1 protein-coding gene and 2 pseudogenes are annotated in these 2,250 nt (G+C 69.0%); 1 reads left to right on the top strand and 2 read right to left on the bottom strand.

The window, feature by feature from the left end; translation table 11 throughout:
- Positions 1-415: pseudogene (locus tag HCC78_RS32130) on the top strand (IS5/IS1182 family transposase); the annotation flags it as partial.
- Positions 416-608: 193 nt separating this feature from the next.
- On the opposite strand, the gene istB reads toward HCC78_RS32130, so the two are convergent.
- Positions 609-1,364, bottom strand: coding sequence for an IS21-like element helper ATPase IstB (gene istB, locus HCC78_RS32125; protein ID WP_172332754.1), 756 nt, complete (start codon positions 1,362-1,364; stop codon positions 609-611).
- 12 nt (positions 1,365-1,376) lie between these two features.
- Positions 1,377-2,250, bottom strand: a pseudogene (locus tag HCC78_RS32120) (IS21 family transposase); the annotation flags it as partial.

Raw genomic sequence — 2,250 nt, 5'->3', positions numbered from 1 at the left:
CGGTGATCCCGGTGATCCCGGTGATCCCGGTGATCCTCCGGCACAGGATGCCGCCCCGCAAGACCCGTCCCCGCAGCCCGATACTGAGACCCGCCCGATGTCCCGCCCCGCCAGCCGCAGCCGAAATGCCGAAGTGAACTTCAAGGGCGAGAAGCGCTCGAACGCGACGCATGCCTCGACCACGGATCCGGACGCGCGGCTCTACCGGAAGTCGCCGGGCACCGGCGCGATGCTGTGCTTCATCGGGCATGCGCTGATGGAGAACCGCAGCGGGCTTGCGGTTCAGGGCGACCTGACCCGGGCCTGTGGCCGTGCCGAACGCAGGGCAGCGCTCGACATGATGCATCGCCATTCGCCGGGATCGACGAGACGGCTGACCCTGGGTGCGGATTCCGGAGCATCCGGTCGCTCGTTCCAGCGACATCCGGTCAGCGGTTCCGACACATCCGGTCACCCCGGAAGACAGCCGCTGAGCTCTTCTCCTTGATGTCGCCTGGGGCGGAACCGGTCAAGCGTTTCAGCTCCAGCGAAGCGGCAGCCGCGCGCGTCGCCGTGCGCGCCCCATGACGCTGGCGCGGCGTCGCGCGTGGCGGCGGGCTGGGCGCCGGTCACGATGTTTCCCCTTCCGCGCCCGCGCCGCGGGTCTTGCGCAGCGACGGGCCGTCTAGCGCCAGGCGGTGGGCATTGTGAACGAGCCGGTCGAGGATGGCGTCGGCGAAGGTGGGCTCGTCGACGACGTCGTGCCAGGCCTCGACCGGCAGCTGGCTGGTGATGACGGTGGAGCCGGTGCCGTAGCGGTCCTCGACGATTTCCATGAGGTCCCGCCGCTGCCCGGCCGTCAGGCGGTCGGGGCCCCAGTCGTCGAGGATCAGCACGTCGGTGCGGACAAGCTGGCGGAACAGCCGGGGAAAGCGGCCGTCGCCATGGGCCAGCTCGAGCTCGGCGAAAAGGCGCGGCAGCCGGTGGTAGAGAACGCTCTTCCCGCCACGGCATGCCCCCTGGCCGAGCGCGCAGGCAAGCCAGGTCTTGCCGACGCCGCAGGGCCCGGTGATCAGCAGGTTCTGCTTCTGTCCGATCCAGCGGCCGCTGGCGAGTTCCTGGAACAGGCTCCTGTCGAGCTTGCGCGGGGTACGGAAGTCCACGTCCTCGATGCAGGCGCCGACATGGCGGAGCTTGGCCGCCCGCATCCGGCTCCGGAATTTCTTCGTGCTGCGGCTGGCGGCCTCGCGGTCGATCAGCAGGCCGAGCCATTCGGCATGGCTGAGGTCGCCAATGTCGTCGCGGCTCTGCAGCTCGGCGAAGGCGTCCGCCATGCCGTCGAGCCTGAGCTCGCGCAGCTGGCTGTGGGTGGGATGGTCGAGCATGTGTTTCCTTTCTCAGTGGAAATATCCGGCGCCGCGGATGTTGGGATGGGAGATCGCGGGCCCGTCCGCGGGCTTTTCGGGCCGCCGGCGGTGCAGGTTGGTCTTCAGGATCGAGTTGACCGAGCTGTACGAGGTGCCGCCGATCTCCAGCGCCCGGAGACAGGCCGCTTCCAGGGCATCGCGGCCATGGGTTTTGGCCAGGCGGACAATGCCCAGGCAGGCGCGGAAGCCCTGCTCGGGGTGCGTCTTGGTGCGCAGGATCAGGTCGACGAGGGTGCCGGTATTGGGGCCGACCTGGTCGGCGTGCCGCCGGATCTCCGCCGGGGTCCAGCCCGCATAGCGGCGATGGCTGGCGGGCATGTGCTCGGCGACAGTCGTGTGCCGGCGGTTGCCGGAACTCCGGACATGGGCGGCAACCCTCTGGCCTTCATGGAAGATCTCGACCGTGCGGGCGGTGATCCTTCCCCAGACCTTCTTCTTCAGCAGCTGGTGGGGGACCGAGTAGTAGTGCCGCTCGATCTCGACATGGTAGTCGAGGCCGACCTTGCGCTCGAGCCATTCGGCATATTCGTAGGGGCTTGCAGGCAGGGGCTTCAGCGCCGGGCGGTCCAGCGTCTCGAACAGGTCCCGGCGGCTGGCGCCGAGGTGCCGGGTGACCTTGCCGTTGATCCCTTCCAGGAGCTCGCGGATCACGGCGTTCAGCTCGGACAGCGAGCGGAACCGGCGGTTGCGCAGCCGCGCCGCAATCCAGCGCTGCGCCAGCTGGACCCCAACCTCGGCCTTCGCCTTGTCGCGCGGCTTGTAGGGCCGCGCCGGGATGACCGCCGTGTCGTAATGGGCGGCGAGATCGGCATAGGTCCGGTTGACCTTCGGCTCGTGGAAGCAG

The organism is Mangrovicoccus sp. HB161399 (genome assembly GCF_013184745.1).
Lineage (GTDB): Bacteria > Pseudomonadota > Alphaproteobacteria > Rhodobacterales > Rhodobacteraceae > Mangrovicoccus.
The sequence above is the reverse complement of the archived record's forward strand: the minus strand, read 5'-3'. Positions and strand labels throughout refer to the sequence as shown.